The sequence below is a fragment of the Variovorax sp. IB41 genome, from assembly GCF_016405905.1.
Lineage (GTDB): Bacteria > Pseudomonadota > Gammaproteobacteria > Burkholderiales > Burkholderiaceae_C > Variovorax.
In genome coordinates this window covers 74,053-91,225 of sequence record NZ_JAEFCB010000023.1, presented here as the reverse complement: position 1 = coordinate 91,225, position 17,173 = coordinate 74,053, and the positions used below count along the sequence as shown (strand labels likewise).

The 17,173-nt window shown below is 66.7% G+C and carries 15 protein-coding genes and 1 pseudogene; 3 read left to right on the top strand and 13 right to left on the bottom strand.

All coding sequences use genetic code 11. From position 1 onward, the window contains the following. Positions 1 to 92: 92 nt before the first annotated feature. Positions 93 to 2,099, top strand: coding sequence for an acetate--CoA ligase (gene acs, locus JC881_RS28380; RefSeq protein ID WP_198789064.1), 2,007 nt, complete (start codon positions 93 to 95; stop codon positions 2,097 to 2,099). Then, a pseudogene (locus JC881_RS28375) lies at positions 2,099 to 2,320 on the top strand (adenylate kinase family protein); the annotation flags it as partial. The gene acs and the pseudogene JC881_RS28375, both read left to right, overlap by 1 nt. A gap of 488 nt (positions 2,321 to 2,808) precedes the next feature. On the opposite strand, the gene JC881_RS28370 reads toward JC881_RS28375, so the two are convergent. The 7 genes from JC881_RS28370 to JC881_RS28340 all read right to left on the bottom strand — a co-directional run bounded on the left by JC881_RS28370 (position 2,809) and on the right by JC881_RS28340 (position 8,719). Continuing rightward, positions 2,809 to 3,105, bottom strand: a complete 297-nt coding sequence (locus JC881_RS28370) for an acylphosphatase (protein ID WP_198789060.1) — start codon at positions 3,103 to 3,105, stop codon at positions 2,809 to 2,811. 11 nt (positions 3,106 to 3,116) lie between these two features. Continuing rightward, entirely contained in the window at positions 3,117 to 4,286 is a 1,170-nt protein-coding gene (locus JC881_RS28365; protein ID WP_198789058.1) for an acyl-CoA dehydrogenase family protein, read from the bottom strand. Next, positions 4,283 to 5,521 (bottom strand): CaiB/BaiF CoA transferase family protein, encoded by a 1,239-nt coding sequence (locus JC881_RS28360; protein ID WP_198789057.1) that lies wholly within the window; start codon positions 5,519 to 5,521, stop codon positions 4,283 to 4,285. The genes JC881_RS28365 and JC881_RS28360 overlap by 4 nt, the downstream gene beginning before the upstream one ends. Beyond that, complete coding sequence (locus JC881_RS28355; protein WP_198789055.1) at positions 5,518 to 6,531, bottom strand: Bug family tripartite tricarboxylate transporter substrate binding protein; 1,014 nt, start codon at positions 6,529 to 6,531, stop codon at positions 5,518 to 5,520. Before JC881_RS28355 ends, JC881_RS28360 begins: the two co-directional genes overlap by 4 nt. Before the next feature lie 26 nt (positions 6,532 to 6,557). Further along, positions 6,558 to 6,962, bottom strand: a complete 405-nt coding sequence (locus JC881_RS28350; RefSeq protein WP_198789053.1) for a cupin domain-containing protein — start codon at positions 6,960 to 6,962, stop codon at positions 6,558 to 6,560. Then, a complete protein-coding gene (locus JC881_RS28345; protein WP_198789052.1) occupies positions 6,959 to 7,708 on the bottom strand; it encodes an IclR family transcriptional regulator in 750 nt (249 codons plus the stop codon). Before JC881_RS28345 ends, JC881_RS28350 begins: the two co-directional genes overlap by 4 nt. A gap of 90 nt (positions 7,709 to 7,798) precedes the next feature. Continuing rightward, positions 7,799 to 8,719 carry a 2-hydroxyacid dehydrogenase gene (locus tag JC881_RS28340; protein ID WP_198789050.1) on the bottom strand — a complete coding sequence of 307 codons (921 nt, stop codon included), beginning with the start codon at positions 8,717 to 8,719 and terminating at the stop codon, positions 7,799 to 7,801. A gap of 98 nt (positions 8,720 to 8,817) precedes the next feature. Between JC881_RS28340 and JC881_RS28335 the strand changes: the two genes are divergently transcribed. Further along, positions 8,818 to 9,132: an EthD family reductase gene (locus JC881_RS28335; RefSeq protein WP_198789048.1), complete on the top strand. Its 315-nt coding sequence runs from the start codon at positions 8,818 to 8,820 to the stop codon at positions 9,130 to 9,132. A gap of 41 nt (positions 9,133 to 9,173) precedes the next feature. Here the strand turns inward: JC881_RS28335 and JC881_RS28330 are convergent, their stop codons facing one another. The 6 genes from JC881_RS28330 to JC881_RS28305 all read right to left on the bottom strand — a co-directional run bounded on the left by JC881_RS28330 (position 9,174) and on the right by JC881_RS28305 (position 17,118). Next, positions 9,174 to 10,100: a DUF4349 domain-containing protein gene (locus JC881_RS28330; protein ID WP_198789047.1), complete on the bottom strand. Its 927-nt coding sequence runs from the start codon at positions 10,098 to 10,100 to the stop codon at positions 9,174 to 9,176. Positions 10,101 to 10,203: 103 nt separating this feature from the next. Further along, positions 10,204 to 12,204, bottom strand: a complete 2,001-nt coding sequence (locus JC881_RS28325) for an acetyl-CoA carboxylase biotin carboxylase subunit (RefSeq protein WP_198789046.1) — start codon at positions 12,202 to 12,204, stop codon at positions 10,204 to 10,206. A 110-nt stretch (positions 12,205 to 12,314) separates the two neighbouring features. Then, positions 12,315 to 12,986, bottom strand: a complete 672-nt coding sequence (locus JC881_RS28320; protein ID WP_198789044.1) for a DUF4126 domain-containing protein — start codon at positions 12,984 to 12,986, stop codon at positions 12,315 to 12,317. Between the two features lie 16 nt (positions 12,987 to 13,002). Further along, a complete protein-coding gene (locus tag JC881_RS28315; protein WP_198789042.1) occupies positions 13,003 to 13,797 on the bottom strand; it encodes an enoyl-CoA hydratase/isomerase family protein in 795 nt (264 codons plus the stop codon). A 13-nt stretch (positions 13,798 to 13,810) separates the two neighbouring features. Beyond that, on the bottom strand, positions 13,811 to 15,439 hold the full coding sequence (locus JC881_RS28310) for a carboxyl transferase domain-containing protein (RefSeq protein ID WP_198789041.1): 1,629 nt from the start codon (positions 15,437 to 15,439) through the stop codon (positions 13,811 to 13,813). Further along, positions 15,436 to 17,118: an AMP-binding protein gene (locus JC881_RS28305; protein ID WP_269823218.1), complete on the bottom strand. Its 1,683-nt coding sequence runs from the start codon at positions 17,116 to 17,118 to the stop codon at positions 15,436 to 15,438. Before JC881_RS28305 ends, JC881_RS28310 begins: the two co-directional genes overlap by 4 nt. Positions 17,119 to 17,173 lie beyond the last annotated feature (55 nt).

Here is a 17,173-nt window from a genome sequence, read left to right as displayed (position 1 = left end):
GCTCGAGGCGATGAAGAGCTTCACCAACACCAAGACCTATTCGCTGCCCTGGTAAGTCCAAAGCTACTACCCAGAGTTCAGGAACCAGGACTATGTCATCCATGGAATCCAAAATCCCGGAGCATCGTGCCTTCCATCCTCCGGCTTCCTTCGCAAGAAACGCCGAGGTTGCAGGCATGGATGCCTATCACGCACTGTGCAACGAAGCCGAGCGGGACTACGAAGGATTTTGGAGTCGTCGCGCGCGCGATCTGTTGCACTGGAGCAAGCCCTTCACAACGGTACTTGACGAGAGCGACGCACCGTTCTGTCGATGGTTTGATGGCGGCACCCTCAATGCCTCTTACAACTGTCTGGACCGTCATCTGAAGAACGGAAACGCGCAGAAGGTTGCCCTCATTTTCGAGGCGGACGATGGAGCTGTTACCCAGATCACCTACGGCGAATTGCACGCTCGTGTCTGCCAGCTCGCCAATGGGCTGAAAGAACTGGGTGTGAGGCTTGGTGATCGAGTCGTCATTTACATGCCGATGTCGATCGAGGGAATCGTGGCCATGCAAGCCTGTGCCCGCATCGGCGCAACGCACTCCGTGGTGTTCGGAGGGTTCTCCGCCAAGTCGCTGCAAGAGCGGGTGGTGGATGTGGGCGCGGTGGCATTGATCACCGCCGATCAACAGGTACGTGGCGGCAAAAATTTGCCGCTGAAGGCCATCGTCGACGAAGCGCTGGCGATGGGAGGCTGTGCAGCCGTCAGGGCGGTAGTGGTCTATCGTCGGACCGGGGGCCAGATCGAATGGGTCGAAGGCCGTGATCGCTGGATGAGTGAGCTCGTGGCGAACCAGCCACAAAGCTGCGATGCAGAGCCCGTCGATGCAGAGCATCCGCTCTTCGTACTCTATACATCCGGCTCCACCGGTAAGCCCAAGGGGGTTCAACACTGCACCGCGGGCTACCTGCTGTGGGCATTGATGACGATGCAGTGGACGTTTGACCTCAAGCCTGACGACCTCTTCTGGTGTACAGCCGATATCGGATGGGTCACGGGTCATACGTACATCGCATATGGTCCCTTGATCGCCGGCGCGACGCAGGTGGTTTTCGAAGGCGTGCCAAGCTACCCGGATAGCGGCCGCTTCTGGGACATGATCGCGCGTCACAAGGTCAGTATTTTCTATACGGCGCCTACCGCGATCCGTGCGTTGATCAAGGCCGCGGAAACGAACGCGGACATCCATCCGAAACAGTACGACCTTTCCAGTTTGCGGCTGCTCGGCACCGTAGGAGAACCTATCAATCCTGAAGTCTGGATGTGGTACCACCGGAACATCGGCGGCGAGCGCTGCCCGGTGATCGACACGTTCTGGCAGACCGAGACTGGAGGGCATCTGATTGCCCCGCTGCCGGGGGCCACAGATCTGGTGCCCGGTTCCTGTACCTTGCCACTACCGGGCATTCAGGCTGCCATCGTGGATGAATCGGGCGTAGAGGTTCCCAATGGACAGGGCGGGCTCTTGGTGGTCAAGCGGCCCTGGCCTTCGATGATTCGAACCATCTGGGGCGATCCCGAGCGCTTCAGGAGCGCGTATTTCCCCGCCGAACTCGGCGGCAATCTGTATCTGGCTGGCGATGGCGCCATCCGCGATGAGTTCACCGGGTACTTCACCATCACAGGACGCATCGATGACGTGCTGAACGTGTCGGGACATCGCATGGGAACGATGGAGATTGAATCCGCGCTGGTCGCGCACCCGTTGGTCGCTGAAGCCGCAGTGGTAGGACGTCCTGACGACGTCACAGGCGAGGCGATCAGCGCGTTCGTGGTTCTCAAGCGAAGCCTGCCGAGCGGCGACGAAGCATTGCAGCTCATCAGCGAGCTGCGCAACTGGGTGGGCTCAGAGATTGGTCCCATCGCAAAGCCCAAGGAGGTCCGATTCGGAGAAAGTCTGCCCAAGACACGAAGCGGAAAAATCATGCGTCGTCTGCTCCGCTCGATCGCCAATGGGGAAGAGGTCAAACAGGACACATCGACACTCGAGAACCCCGCCATTCTTGAGCAGTTTTCGGCATCAGGCGACAGCACAAGTTCTCGGGGCGTTTGATGAAGCTGGTTTTACCTGGTCCTCCAGGCGCAGGCAAAGGCACGCAAGCCAGCCTGATCTGCCAAGAGTTCGCAATTCCCCAGATATCGACAGGCGACATGCTGCGCGCGGCAATCAAGGCCGGGACAGCGTTGGGAAAGCAGGTCGAGACGGTGATGGCTGCAGGCGCGCTCGTGAACGATGATCTGATCATCGGCTTGGTCGAGCAGCGCATCGCGAAAACCAAGGTGATGGCTCAAGACTGCGGCTACCCGGTCAAGGATTGCCGTCCGAAGCGCCCAACGATGGCATATGCAGTCGCAGCGAAATGGATCGAACGCTATGCACCTGCGCAGGCGAGCACAACATCGACAGGCAGCGCTTTCACGGGAAGGAATTCCTGCATCTCATCCAACGGCGCTCTCGAGGCGCGCTCATGATGGGAGTTGGTATGGAGACTCTCGTAGGTTGGCATCGCCAGCCTCGCGCCTGAGAAGCCGTGATATGTGCGTGCGTTCAGCTTCAATTCCGAGGTACATCTTGCGTTATTGGCTGCGGTAGTCGGGCGCGTCGTGCCGGCCTTCGATGGACCTGCTCAAGATCAAGCAGCGCGGGCAGATCTAAGGGCGCATGTGCTGCAGGTGCGCGTTCCGATGGTCCCTGAGCACCCATTCCGTTTTGACTTGAGCACTCATTCCAGTTCAACCCCAGAACCCGTGACACAGCAAGACTAGACGGTTTCGCGCTGCGCGAAGCCGTCGGGCGCATCGCTCGCGGGCGCGATCTGGTTCACATCGACCGCATCCACGCGCGCACCGGCCGGCCCCTGGCGCGCCCAGCGGATCAGCGCCTCGACCGCATCGGCCTCTCCGGCCGCGAGCGCCTCCACGTTGCCGTCGCGCCGGTTGCGCACCCAGCCGCGCACGCCGAGCCGCTGCGCAGCCTGCACCATCGACCAGCGATAGCCCACGCCCTGCACGAGGCCGCGGACGACGAGATGGCGGGTGACGATGGCGTTGAGGTTCATATGGACAGCGGTCAGTACGACTTGGGCAGCCCGAGCGCCTTCTCGGCGATGAAGTTCAGGATCATCTGCGGGCTCACCGGCGCGATGCGCGGGATGTAGCTCTCGCGCAGCAGGCGCTCGACATGGTATTCCTTCGCATAGCCCATGCCGCCGAGCGTGAGGACCGCGTTCTGGCATGCGTCGTGCGCCGCCTCGGCCGCGAGGTACTTGGCCGCGTTGGCCTCGATGCCGCAGGGCTCGTTCGCGTCGTACAGCGTCGCGGCCTTGAGCATCATCAGGTCGGCCGCCTCCAGGTTGGCCCAGGCGCGCGCGAGCGGATGCGCCACGCCCTGGTTCTGGCCGATCGGCCGGCCGAACACGACGCGCTCCTGCGCGTACTGCGCGGCGATGCGCAGCGCGGCGCGGCCGATGCCGATGGCTTCGGCGGCGATCAATATGCGCTCGGGGTTGAGGCCGTGCAGGATGTATTCGAAGCCGCGGCCTTCCTCGCCGATGCGGTCTTCCTCGGGCACTTGGAGGCCGTCGATGAAGAGCATGTTGGAGTCCACCGCCGCGCGCCCGAGCTTGTGGATCTCGCGCACCTCGACCTTGCTGCGGTCCAGCGTCGTGTAGAAGAGCGTCAAGCCCTGCGTCGGCTTCTTCGCCTGCTCGATGGGCGTGGTGCGCGTGAGGATCAGCATGCGGTCGGCCACCTGCGCGGTCGAGATCCATATCTTGCGGCCGTGCAGCAGGTAGCCGCCGTTCGGCTGGCGCACCGCCTGTGTCTTCAGGCGCGTGGTGTCCAGGCCCGCATCGGGCTCGGTCACGGCGAAGCACGCCTTCTCGGTGCCCGCGATCAGCGGCGGCAGGAAGCGCTGGCGCTGCGCCTCGGTGCCGAACACCACCACCGGGTTGAGTCCGAAGATGTTCATGTGCACCGACGACGCGCCCGACATGCCCGCGCCCGAGGCGCTGATGGCGCGCATCATCAGCGCCGCCTCGGTGATGCCCAGGCCCGCGCCGCCTTGCGCCTCGGGCATTGCGATGCCGAGCCAGCCGCTTTGGGCAACGGCGCGGTGGAACTCGTGCGGGAACGCGGCGCGCTCGTCGTGGTCGCGCCAGTAGTCGATGGGGAAGTCTTCGCAGAGCCGCTCGATGGCCGCGACGAGCGAGCGCTGGTCTTCGTTCAGGGAGAAATTCATTCGCTGTCTTTCGTGGGTTCCGGCTGCAGCGTGACGCCGCGCGCGAGCATGCGTTCGATGTCGTCGTCCGCGTAGCCCGCTTCGCGCAGCAGCTCCACGCTCTGCTCGCCGATGCGCGGCGCGGGGCGGCGGATCGACGCGGGCGTGGCGCTGTAGCGCCCGACTGGCGCGAGCGTGCGGATGCGGCCTTCGCTCGGGTGATCGAACTCGGGAAAGAAACCGACCGCGCGCAGGTGCGCGTCGTCGAGCAGGCTCTCGGTACTGTGCAGGCGCGCGACCGGAATGTCGGCCGCCTCCAGCACCGCCATCCATTCGTCGCTGCCGCGCGTGGCCATCACTTCGGCGACGAACGCATAGACCGCGCCGATGTTCGCGGCGCGCGCCGTGTGCGTGCCGAACATCGGCGAAGTGCGCAGCTCGGGCCGGCCGATCACGTCGAAGAAGGCCTGCCAGTGCTTGTCGTTGTAGATGAGCACGCTCAGGTGCCCGTCGGCCGTCGCATACGGCTTGCGATGCGGCGCGAGCAGCCGCGCGTAGCCGGTGGGTCCGAGCGGCGGCTCGAAGCTGTGGCCGCCGAGGTGGTCGCCCATCACGAACTGCGAGAGCGCCTCGAACATCGGCACCTCCACCGCCTGGCCCTTGCCGGTGCGCTGCGCGTTGAGCACCGCGGCGAGGAGCGCGATGGCCGCCTGCAGGCCCACGGCACGGTCGGCGAGCGTGACTGGCGCATAGCGCGGCGCATCGCCGCTTTGCTGCGCGAAAAGCGAGGCGACGCCGGCCGCGCCCTGGATCAGGTCGTCGTACGCGGGCTTGCCGGCATACGGGCCTTCTTCGCCGTAGCCGAAGGCGCCGAGGTAGACGATCTTCGGGTTGACCGCCGCCACCGCCTCGTAGCCGAGCCCGAGCCGCGCCATCGCCTGCGGGCGCGTGTTGTAGATGAGCGCATCGCAGCCCGCCGCGAGCCGCAGGCACGCCTCGCGGCCTTCGGGCTGCTTCAGGTCGAGCACGATCGAGCGCTTGTTGCGGTTCAGGTGCATCGCCATCGCGCCCATGCCCGCATGGCGCATCGGACCGACGGCGCGCAGGTTGTCGCCCGAAGGCGGCTCGACCTTGACGATGTCGGCGCCCAAGTCGCCGAGCGTCTGCGTGGCGTAGGGGCCCATCACCACGGCCGTGAGGTCGAGGATGCGCAGGCCCTGCAGCGGGCCGGCGGCGGGCGTGTCTTGCGAACTCATTCGGGCTGGATGCCGGCGGCCTGGATCAGCTTCTTCCACTTGGCCAGTTCCGACACGGTGAATGCGCCCAGCTCTTCCGGCGTGCTGCCGAACGCATCGAAGCCCAGCTTGCTCACGCGCTCGCGAAAGACCGTGCCGTTGGCCATCTCCGACAACGCCTTGTTGAGTTTCAGCACGATGTCGCGCGGCGTGCCGGCCGGCGCGAACACGCCGTTCCACGAAGTGATGTCGAAGCCCTTGAGCTCGGGCGTGTCCGCCAGCGGCGGCAGCTCGGGAAAGAGCTTGGTGCGCTCCTGCGTGGTGACCGCGATCGCGCGCATCTTGCCGGCCTTCACCGTCGCGAGCCCCGCGGCGAGGTCGACCACCATCATCGAGACCTGCCCGCCGATCAGGTCGGCGATGGCCGGCGGCGTGCTCTTGTAGGGCACGTGCAGCATCGGCACGCCGCTCATGCGCGAGAGCGTGGCGCCGCTCACGATGCCGGTGCTGTTGCCGCTCGCGTAGGTGAGCTTGCCCGGATGCGCGCGGCCCCAGGCCAGGAGCTCGGCCACGCTCTTGACCGGCAGGTCGTTGTTGACCACCAGCATGAACGGCAGGTTGCCCATGCGGCTGACGGGCGCGAAGTCCTTCACCGGGTCGTAGGGCAGGTGCTTCATGAGGCTCGGGTTGGCCGAGTGCGTGGTGTTGGTGGTCATGAAGAGCGTGTAGCCGTCGGGCGGCGCCTTGGCCACCGCTTCCGCGCCGATCACGCCGTTGGCGCCCGCCTTGTTGTCCACGATGACCGAGCCCTTGAGCGCTTCGCCGAGCATCTGCCCCGTGATGCGCGCCACCGCGTCGGTGCCGCTGCCGGCCGCGAAGGGCACGACCAGGCGGATCGGCTGCTTCGGATAGCCGCCGTCCTGCGCGAAGGCCCAGGGCGCGGCGCCGGCGAGGCCCGCGGCGGCGCCGATGGAAATGAAACGGCGGCGGCTTTCCACCGCGACTGTTTCTGTCGCGTTCTTCGTCTGCATGGTTTTTGTCTCCGGGTGGTTGTCGTTCAGGGCCGGATCACGCGCTCCGGCAGTTCCTCGTACGGCGGGCTGTAGATCACCAGCACGCGCACCGGCTCCTCGCTCACCACCGTGAAGGTGTGCATCGCGTCGGCCGGAAAAAAGCAGCTGTCGCCGGGGTGCAGCTCCTGCCGCTGGCCGCCCACCTCGGCGACCGCGCGGCCTTCGAGCATGTAGCAGACCTGCTCGATGCCCGGGTGCGCATGCGGCAGCGCGCCCTTGCCCTTCTGGATGTGGCCCACCAGCACCTCCAGCTGCCTGGCGCCCACGGTCTCGGGACCGATCAGGCGCTTGTTCAGCGTGCCGGTGTGGTTGGCCGGGTGGTAGCCGGCGATCTCGTCCTCGCGGACGAAGTAGCGTGCAGCGGTGGTGGTGGTGGTGGTGGTGGTCATCGGGGGCTTTCTGTCTTGGGTTCGATCGCCAGGCACGCCGAGCGCAGCATCGCGGCGATCTCCTCGATGCGCGGCTCCATGCGGTAGCGCGGGCCCGCGACCGAGATCGCATAGGCCTCGCCGCCGATGCGCAGCGGCCAGGCCAGGCCGATCAGGTCGGGAATGCTTTCGCCGAGGTTGCCGTACCAGCCGCGCGCGGCGGAGCGCTGCAGTTCGGCCTCGATGGCGTCGGTGGTGGTGAGCGTCGCGTCGGTCAGCGGCAGGAGCGCCGTGGCGTCCAGGAGCTTGCGGCGCGCCTCGGGCGCGAGCGTGGAGAGCAGCGCGCGGCCCAGAGAGTTGGCGTAGGCGGGCCGCGTCTCGCCCGACTCGGCCGTGTAGCGGATGCTTTGCGGCGCGCTCAGCACGTCGAGGTAGACCACCTGGGTCGCATCGCGGAACTTGCCGAACACCACGGTCTCGCGCGCGGCGTCGCGCAGTTCCTCGAGCGTGGCCTTTACCCGGTCGAGCACCGGGTCGTGCGCGGCGATGACCTGCGCCATCGCGAGCAGCCGGCCCGTCGGGTAGTAGCCCTGGCGGCGGCCGGTTTCGTACATGTAGCCCTGCTCTTCGAGCGTGCGGATGAGGCCGAGGCAACTGGACACCGGCATGTCGAGCAGCCGTGCCATCTCGGACAGCGCCAGCGGCTGCTTCTCCCGGGCGAAGAGCTCGACGATCTCGATCACGCGAAACGCTGTTTTCACAACCATGAATAAATTTTCGCGTATGTGAAAAACAAAAGCGTCAGGGTTTCCCCTTCATTCGCCTCCTTTCAGCGAGATCGCCGGTGGCGCATCGCGTCAGTAACCGCGGACGGGATCGACGATGCCGTTGATCGGCCGGCCCTCTTCCATCGCGCGGATCTTCCCGGCGATCTGCGCGATGGACTCCTCGCGCAGCGTGCGCGCCGAACCATGGGGCGTGACGGTGATCTTTGGATGGCGCCAGAAGGCGTGGTCAGCCGGTAGCGGCTCGACCTGGAACACATCGAGCGTCGCGCCCGCGAGCTCGCCGGCGTCCAGCATGGGGATCAGGTCCTCTTCCACGAGGTGGGCGCCGCGCGCGATGCTGATGAGATAGCCCTCGGGCTTCAACTTGCCCAGCGTCTTGCGATTGAGGATGCCGCGCGTGGCCTCGGTCAGCGGCAGCAGGTTGACCAGCACGCGCGTGGACGAAAGAAATTCATCGAACTGCGCCTCGCCGCTGAACACCTGCACGCCCTCGATCGCCTTGGGCGAGCGGCTCCAGCCCAGCACCGGAAACTCGAACTGCGCGACGGCCTTGGCCACGCGTTCGCCCAGCACGCCCAGGCCCATGATCCCGACCGGAAAGTCGCGCCGCAGCTTCGGCTTGCGGTAGCTCCATTTGCCTTCGCGCGCATCCGCCTCGTACACGTCGAACTCGCGGAAGTGGCGGATGAGCGTGTGGCACACGTATTCGGCCATCTGCACCGACATGCCCGCATCGTCGAGCCGCACGATGCGCGTGTGCGCGGGTACCTTGAGCTTGAGCAGCGCATCGACGCCCGCGCCAATGTTGAAGATGCCGCGCAGCGCGGGCTGCTGGTCGATGAATTCCTGCGGCGGCGCCCACACCACGGCATGGTCGGCCTGCGGTGCGCCGGGCTTCCAGGCTTCGATGACGGCATCGGGGAGTTCGGCCTTGAGGCCCTCGATCCAGGGGTCTGGGCGGTTGTCGGTGAGGTAGACGGTGATTCGCATGAGGACGAATCTTAGTGAGGCCGCTGACGCGGCGGGCATGGATGGCTATGCTCGAACACCAACCACACCCATCCCATCCCTTCCATCAGGAGACCCTCATGATCAAAGTCAGCGTGATGTACCCGTATACGGCCGATGCCCGCTTCGACCACGCCTACTACCGCGACAAGCACATGCCGCTCCTGAAGGCCCGCATGGGCGATGCCTGCCTCTCGTACACCATCGACAAGGGCCTGGCCGGCGGCGCCCCCGGAACGCCACCCACCTACGTCGGCATGTGCCACGTGTTCTGCGAATCGGCCGAGGCCTTCCAGGCCGCTTTCGGACCGCATGCGAAGGAGATCCTGGGCGACATCAAGAACTACACCGACATCGCGCCGGTGTTGCAGATGAGCGAAGTGGTGGTGGGCTGATCGCCCACCGCCCTTTCACGCCGCCCCTTCACGCCGCTTTTTCACGCCGCCTTCGCGCGGCGGCGGCGCCACACCAGCCGCACCAGCCACACCAGCGGCAGCCCCACCAGCAGCAGCCACGGCAACACCGCCGCCAGGAAGGTGATGAGCACGCCCACGCTCTCGGCCAGCACCGAGCCGGCCTCGCGCAGCGCCCGCATCATCGGGTTGTAGCTGCGGCCGCTCTGCACCAGCGTGCGGCTGGGCGTGAACTGGATCTGGATGTGCTGCTTGCTCGTCTGCTGCGCCAGCACCTTGCGCTGGGTGGCGATGGCGTCCAACTCGGCCTGCGTGTCCGAGAGCGTGCGCTGGATCGCCAGCAGGTCGGCCATGGTGCGCTTGGTGACCGTGTCGCGCAGCATCAGCCGCAGGCTGTCGCGGAACTCGGTGCGGTTCTTGATGCGCGCCTCGACGTCGATCACCTCGGCCGTCTTGTCCTCGCTCGTGGTGTTCTGCGACACCACCTTGGCCACGCCCGCGAGGCCATTGAGCAGCTTGTCGACATCGGCCGGCGCCACGCGCATCTCGAGCATGGCGTTGCCGGGCTGCTGCGGCGTCTCGCGCAGCAGCGACGAAGACAGCAGCTCGCACTGCAGCGTGCCGCAGAGGTCGCGCACCTTGCCCCAGGCGTCGGCCAGTTGCTCGGGCGGCACCTCGACGTTCAGGTCCTGGCGCACCGCGAGATAGCGCTGCAGCGGGGCCTCCTGGGCCTGGCCGGCGTCGGCCGCCTGCTCGGCCTGCGGCGCGCCGCGCGAGCGCTCCTTCATCGCCATGCCGCCCGCAAAGCCTGCAGGCGCCGACATGGGGGCCGGCGGCGGCGCCGCGTCGAGCGAGGCGACTTCGCTGCGCTGGCAGCCGGCCAGCGCGAGCGCGGCTGCCAGTGAAAGGATGGCGAAGCGTGGCGAAACCGAGAGCGTGCGATGCGTCATGAAAGATCCCTTGAAATGATGACTACCGCAGCTGATACGGGCGAGCCCCCGCAACGGGGTTAACGAATTTCGCGGGACCTCCGCGAAGCTCTTCAGGCCGTCGTCAGGCCGCGGCGGCCATCCGCAGCAGTTCTTCGCCTTCGGCCACCTGCTCGCCGGGCGAGAACATCAGTTCCTCGACCGTGCCGTCGGCGGGCGCTGCGATGGTGTGTTCCATTTTCATGGCTTCCATCACCGCCAGCGGCTGGCCGCGGCTGACCTTGTCGCCGGCCTTCACGGCGAAGGACACGACCTTGCCGGGCATCGGCGCGGTGAGCCGGCCGCCTTCGGACTGCGTGTCGCCCGCGTGGGCGAGGCGGTCGACGGCGGTGATCTTCGTGGCGCCCTTGGCGGCGAACACGTGGGCCGTGGCGCCGTCCAGGTGCACGTCGAGCGTCTGGCGCGCGCCGGCGAACTCGACCTCGAACTCGCCCGTGGGGAACTGGCCGATGACCAGCGGCCCGGCCGTGCCGCCGGCTTCGAGCCAGAGGCCGCCGTCGCGCTTGTAAGTCAGCACGGCCGTCTGCTCGGCGCCGCGGAATTCGAAATCGAAGTGGCGCCGGTACTCGCCCAGTGCGCGCCAGCCGTCGCGGCGGGCAAAGGGATCGGGCATCTTCGCGGGCCACTCGGTGACCAGCGTGCGCGTGATCGCGGCGGCGGCCGCCAGCGGCAGGCCGAGCGCCTCGCGGTCGAACAGCACGGCGCGCTCGCGCTCGATCAGCGCAGTGTCCAGGTTGGCCTTGGAGAACGATTCGGTCGCCAGGATGCCGCGCAAGAACTGCACGTTGGTCGCCACGCCCACGATCTGCACCTGCGCGAGCGCCGCGTCGAGCCGCGCGAGCGCCTCCTCGCGCGTGCTGCCGTGCACGATCAGCTTGGCGATCATCGAGTCGTAGAACGGCGAGATCTCCCCGCCCTCGCGCACGCCGTCGTCGATGCGCACGCGGCTGCGCTGGAACGCCGTCGCCTGGGGCTTGCGGTACACGCGCAGCGTGCCGGTGGCGGGCAGGAAGTTGTTGTCGGGGTTCTCGGCGCAGATGCGCGCTTCGATCGCGTGGCCGTGGATCTGCAGGTCCGCCTGCTTGGCGGGCAACGGCTCGCCCGAGGCCACGCGCAGTTGCCATTCGACGAGATCGAGGCCGGTGATCGCTTCGGTCACCGGGTGCTCCACCTGCAGGCGCGTGTTCATCTCCATGAAGAAGAAGTTCATCTCGCCGCCTTCGCGCTGTTCGACGATGAATTCGACCGTGCCAGCGCCCACGTAGTTCACAGCGCGCGCGGCAGCCACGGCCGCATCGCCCATTTCCTTGCGCATCGCCTCGGTCATGCCGGGCGCGGGCGCTTCTTCCAGCACCTTCTGGTGCCGGCGCTGCACCGAGCAATCGCGCTCGAACAGGTAGACATAGTTGCCGTGCGTGTCGCCGAACACCTGAATCTCGATGTGGCGCGGGCGCTGCACGTACTTCTCGATCAGCACCGCGTCGTCACCGAAGCTGTTGATGGCTTCGCGCTTGCACGAGGCGAGCGCGGCCTCGAAGTCCGCGGCCTTGTCCACCGCGCGCATGCCCTTGCCGCCGCCGCCCGCGCTCGCCTTGATGAGCACCGGGTAGCCGATGCGGTCGGCCTCGCGCTGCAGCAGCGCCGGGTCCTGGTCGTGGCCGTGGTAGCCGGGCACCAGCGGCACGCCGGCCTTTTCCATCAGCTGCTTGGACTCGGCCTTCAGGCCCATCGCCTTGATCGCCGAGGGCGGCGGGCCGATGAAGACCAGGCCCGCGTCGGCGCAGGCCTGCGCGAACTCCTCGTTCTCGCTCAGGAAGCCGTAGCCCGGGTGCACCGCCTCGGCACCCGTGGCCTTGGCGGCCTCGAGAATCCGTTCCCAGCGCAGGTAGCTTTCCTTGGGTGCGCTGCCGCCGATGTGCACCGACTCGTCGCAGGCGCGCACATGGTTGGCGTGCGCGTCGGCATCGGAGTACACGGCGACCGTGCGAATCGCCATGCGGCGGGCGGTGGCCGCGACGCGGCAGGCGATTTCACCGCGATTGGCGATAAGGATCTTCTTAAACATGGTGGACTTTCGCGGTGAAATCGCCTGAGCACGCTGCGCGTGTCATGCGATTTGGCTTCGCCGCTGCGCCGCTTTGCGGCTGGTCGCCACGGTTGGCAATGAGGATCTTCTTAAACATTCGGAGTGTCTCCCGGAGGATTCTTTTTCAGTTGAAACGCAGGCACGACGCCCGGATCGGGCCGGCCGCTGAAGATGCGGGCCACGCGGCTGAACAGCGCGCGCAGGAAACGCCAGCTCTTGCGGATGAGCCACACGCTGAGCACCAGCACGAGGGCGAACAGCACGAGAAAGACGAGCGGATGCGCGACCGCGAGCCACAGCCCGGCCGGCACCATCGTGTCTTCGACCAGCGAGGCGCCCACGTTGGAAAACGGTTCGGGCGAGGTGTTGATGGCCGCGCGCGTCGTGGCCTTGGCCGCATGCGCGGTGGCCGCGAAGCCGCCGCCGACCAGCGCGGCGACGATGGCCATCACGCCATGGTCCGCGCCGAACACGCTGGCCGCGAGCGCGGCGCCCGCGGGAATGCGGATCGCGGTGTGCACCACGTCCCAGAGCGAATCGAGGCCGGGGATCTTGTCGGCGAAAAACTCGATGAACACCATGAAACCGCTGGCCGCGATGACCACCGGATGCGCCAGCAGCTGCAGGCCGCTGGGCAACGGCACCCAGCCGAAATAGCCGACGATGCCCGTGAGCAGCACCACGAGGTACAACCGCACGCCGCTGGCCCAGCCGATGGCGGCGGCCAGTGCGAGCAGTTGGGGCATGTCGAGCGCGGTCATGGAGCGTCCTTGCCTGTCAGCCCGCGAGCCAGGAGGGTTTGCGTTTCTGCAGGAAGGCCTGCACGCCTTCGCGGCCTTCGTCGCTCGCGCGGATGTCGGCGATGCCTTCGACCGTCCTGGCGATGAGCGCGTCGTCGATCTCGCGGCCATCCACGTCGGCGATCAGTTGCTTGCAGGCGCGCACGGCGGCCGGGCTCGCGCCGGTCAGCGCCTTCAGGAGCTCATCGACCTTGGCATCGAGCGCATCGGCGGCCACCACTTCGTGCACGAAGCCGATGCGGTGCGCCTCGGCGGCGGTGAAGCGCTCGGCCGTGAGGAAGTAGCGCTGCGAGGCGCGCGTGCCCATCGCGCGCAGCACGTAGGGGCTGATGGTCGCGGGCACGAGGCCGATCTTGACTTCGCTCAGGCAATACCAGGCGGTGTCCACGCTCACGGCCATGTCGCAGGCCGCGACCAGGCCCATGCCGCCCGCATACACATCGCCCTGCACGCGCGCGATGGTGGGCTTGGGGCACTCGGCGATGGTGCGCAGCATCGCAGCCAGCTTGCCCGCGTCGGCGATGTTCTCGCCGCGCGTGTAGTCGGCCATGCGGCGCATCCAGTTGAGGTTCGCGCCCGCGCAGAAGGCCGGGCCATTCGCGCCGAGCACGATGGCTTTCACCTGCGGCGCGGCGCCGGCTTCGGTGAAGGCCTGCGTCAACTCGGCGATGACGATGTCGTCGAACGCGTTGCGCGCGTCGGGCTGGTCGAGCCAGATGCGCGCGATGGCGCCGTCGATGGAGAGATTCAGTTTGGTGAAGGTGCTGCTCATGCGGTGCCCCCTCTCACATGCGGAAGATGCCGAACTTCGGCTCGGGAATCGGCGCATTGCGCGACGCGGCCAGGCCCAGCGCGAGCACGCGGCGCGTGTCGGCCGGATCGATGATGCCGTCGTCCCAGAGGCGTGCGGTCGCGTAGTAGGGGTGGCCCTGGTCTTCGTACTGCTGGCGGATCGGCGCCTTGAAGGCTTCTTCCTCGTCCTTGCTCCAGCTGCCGCCCTTCAATTCGATGCCGTCGCGCTTCACGGTCGCCAGCACGCTCGCGGCCTGCTCGCCGCCCATCACGCTGATGCGTGCGTTGGGCCACATCCAGAGGAAGCGCGGGCTGTACGCGCGGCCGCACATGCCGTAGTTGCCGGCGCCGAAGCTGCCGCCGATGATGATTGTGAACTTGGGCACGTTGGCCGTGGCCACGGCCGTCACCATCTTGGCGCCGTGGCGCGCGATGCCTTCGTTCTCGTACTTGCGGCCCACCATGAAGCCGGTGATGTTCTGCAGGAACACCAGCGGGATCTTGCGGTGGCAGCACAGCTCGATGAAGTGCGCGCCCTTCTGCGCCGACTCGCTGAAGAGGATGCCGTTGTTGGCGATGATGCCGACGGGCATGCCCTCGATCTCGGCGAAGCCGCAGACCAGCGTGGCGCCGAAGCGCGCCTTGAATTCGTGGAACTCGCTGCCGTCCACGATGCGCGCGATGATCTCGCGCACGTCGAAGGGCTTGCGTGTGTCGGTGGGGATCACACCGTAGAGCTCTTCGCGCGGGAACGCCGGGGCATTCACCGCCGGATGCGCGGCCGGCTGCGGCGCCGCTGTCTTGGCGTTGAGATTCGCCACCGCCGAACGCGCGAGCGCCAGCGCATGCAGGTCGTTCTGCGCGAGGTGATCGACCACGCCCGACAGGCGCGTGTGCACGTCGCCACCGCCCAGGTCCTCGGCCGTCACCACCTCGCCGGTGGCCGCCTTCACGAGCGGCGGGCCGCCCAGGAAGATGGTGCCCTGGTTCTTCACGATGATCGATTCGTCGCTCATCGCCGGCACGTAGGCGCCGCCCGCCGTGCACGAGCCCATGACCACCGCGATCTGCGGGATGCCCTGGGCGCTCATGTTGGCCTGGTTGTAGAAGATGCGGCCGAAGTGGTCGCGGTCGGGAAACACCTCGTCCTGGTTCGGGAGGTTCGCGCCGCCCGAGTCGACCAGGTAGATGCAGGGCAGGCGGTTCTGCTCGGCGACCTCTTGCGCGCGCAGGTGCTTCTTCACCGTCATCGGGTAGTAGGTGCCGCCCTTCACCGTCGCGTCGTTGCAGACGATCATGCAGTCCACGCCGTTCACGCGGCCGATGCCGGTGATGATGCCGGCGCCCGGTGCCGATTCGGCCCCCTTGGCATCGAGGTACATCGCATGCGCGGCCAGCGGCGCGAGCTCCAGGAACGGCGTGCCCGGGTCCAGCAGCTCGGCCACGCGATCGCGCGGCAGCAGCTTGCCGCGCGCGGTGTGCTTGGCGCGCGCGGCCTCGCCGCCGCCCTGCTCCACTTTCGCGAACTGCGCGTGCAGGTCATCGACCAGCGCGCGCATCGCCGCGGCATTCGCCTGGAAGTCGGCCGACCGTGCGTTGAGTTTGGTTTCGAGTTTGCTCATGCTGTCTTTTCTTGGCTGAGACCGAGCTGCTCGGTCATGGCATCGCGGATCTTGAATTTCTGGATCTTGCCGGTCACCGTCATCGGGAACTCGGTGACGAACTGGATGTATTTCGGCACCTTGTAGTGCGCGATCTGGCCCTTGCAGAAGTCGCGGATCTCGGTGTCGGTCGCGCTCTGGCCGGGCTTGACGATGATCCAGGCGCACAGCTCCTCGCCGTACTTCTTGTCGGGCAGGCCCACCACCTGCACGTCCTGCACCTTCGGGTGGCGGTAGAGGAATTCCTCGATCTCGCGCGGGTAGATGTTCTCGCCGCCGCGGATCACCAGGTCCTTGATGCGCCCGACGATGTTGACGTAGCCCTCGGCATCCATGGTGGCGAGGTCGCCGGTGTGCATCCAGTGCTCGGCGTCGATGGCCTCGCGCGTCTTCGGCTCGTCTTCCCAGTAGCCGTGCATCACCGAGTAGCCGCGCGTGCAGAGCTCGCCCGACTTGCCCACCGGCATGACGGCGCCCGTCTCGGGGTCGATGATCTTCACTTCCAGGTGCGGCTGCACCGTGCCCACGGTGGACACGCGCTTGTCCAGCGGCGTGTCGGTGCTGCTCTGGCAGCTCACCGGGCTGGTCTCGGTCATGCCGTAGGCGATCGTGATTTCGCCAAGGTGCATCTCGTTCACCACGCGCTTCATCACCTCGATGGGGCACGGCGAGCCAGCCATGATGCCGGTGCGCAGCGTGGAGAGATCGAACTCCTTGAAGCGCGGATGGTCCAGCTCGGCGATGAACATCGTGGGCACGCCATGCAGGCCCGTGCACTTCTCGGCCTGCACGGTCTCCAGCACGGTGAGCGGATCGAAGCCGTCGTTCGGGTACACGATGGCCGAGCCGTGCGTGAGGCACGCGAGGTTGCCCAGCACCATGCCGAAGCAGTGGTACAGCGGCACCGGGATGCAGAGCTTGTCGATGGGCGAGAGCTTCATGCACTCGCCGATGAAGAAGCCGTTGTTCAGGATGTTGCGGTGCGTGAGGGTCGCGCCCTTGGGAAAGCCCGTGGTGCCGCTGGTGAACTGGATGTTGATCGGGTCGGTGGCCTTCAGCGTCGCCTGGACCTGCGCAACGCGCGGATCGGCGGCGTCGCCGCTCGCGAGCAGCTGGCTGAAGCGCTGCATGCCCGGCTCTTGCACATCGGCGGCGGCCTTGCCGTCGATCCAGAAGGTGTGCTGCAGCTGCGGCAGGCGCTGGGGGCCCAGCTCGCGCAGCATGCCCAGGTAGTCGCTGGTCTTGAACTGCGCCATCGTCACCAGCACCTTGCAGCCGACCTTGTTGAGCGCGTATTCGAGCTCCGAGGTGCGGTAGGCCGGGTTGATGTTCACGAGGATGAGGCCGACCTTGGCGGTCGCGATCTGCATCAGCACCCAGGGCGCGTTGTTGTGCGACCAGATGCCGACGCGGTCGCCCGGCACGAGGCCGAGATTCAGCAGCGCGCTCGCGAGCTTGTTCGACTGGGTCTGCAGTTCGCGGTAGGTGAAACGCTTGCCTTCGTGGCGGCTGATGAGGGCTTCGCGGTCGGGTTGCGCCCGGACCATGTCGTCGAAGAAATCGCCGATGGTTTGCTCGATCAGCGGGACGTCGGTGGTGCCCTTGCCGTAGCTCTCGGTCAACGCAGCAGTCATGCTCATGTTCCTTGTCTCCGTTTTGTCTTGCTCCTTCCCCCTGGGAGAAGGTTGGGATGGG